A 718-nucleotide genomic window follows, 5' to 3' on the forward strand; every position below is an offset into this window, starting at 1 on the left:
TTAGATCACCAGCCTCACCGAGTACACCAGCTAGATTGGTAACATAGATGCCTCGTATTTCAAGGAGCTTCTGTGCATAAGGAATACGCTCAAGAATGAGGCGGAGCTCATGCTCAATTTGTTCAAGCTGGCGCTGGGCCAGGTCATATTCTTCGAGTAATTGCCCAAGATGGAGCTTGTATGCGTGGAGTGCCTGAGTGGCACCCACACTGGATTTCGCAAGTGAAATGAGTAGTTCAGCACGTTTAACTCCAGCATGACGCTTTACATATTGCTTCCAACCGCTAAGGACCTGTTCCGTATTTAACAGGCGGATCTCTTTAGGCAAGGGGAAGAGTCTGAGTGTTGCGATTGCACTGGTGCAAGTAAGGATTTTAAAGACCTGACGAAGTTCAGGGAAAACAATGTCTACCCAGCGATGAATCTGATTAACCGCAGCGTTGAGGCGCTTGGTAACCGTCTCTCGGTTTGCCATTAAAATACGTAGTTCCTCGTATTCTTCGGGATGAAAACGAACGGGGGAGTAGTACCCGTTTTTAACCATGTCTGCTATGACAAGCGCATCTTTATGGTCACTTTTAGACGGTGTATTATCCCGGTTTTCCTTGTTCTTTTTGACGAGATGAGGATTAACCAGTACGGGCTCCATGCCTTGATCGAGTAGCCAATGTGCCAGGCTAAACCAGTAGTGGCCAGTGGGTTCCATACCAACTATGAC

General features: G+C 47.4%; 1 protein-coding gene. It reads right to left on the reverse strand.

Going from position 1 to position 718, the window contains the following annotated elements; all coding sequences use genetic code 11:
- Positions 1 to 718, reverse strand: a 718-nt coding sequence (locus ACAN56_RS35385) for an IS110 family transposase (RefSeq protein ID WP_379148783.1), incomplete at both ends; no start/stop codon positions are given.

This window comes from Paenibacillus paludis, assembly GCF_042610515.1.
Taxonomy (GTDB): domain Bacteria; phylum Bacillota; class Bacilli; order Paenibacillales; family Paenibacillaceae; genus Paenibacillus_AQ.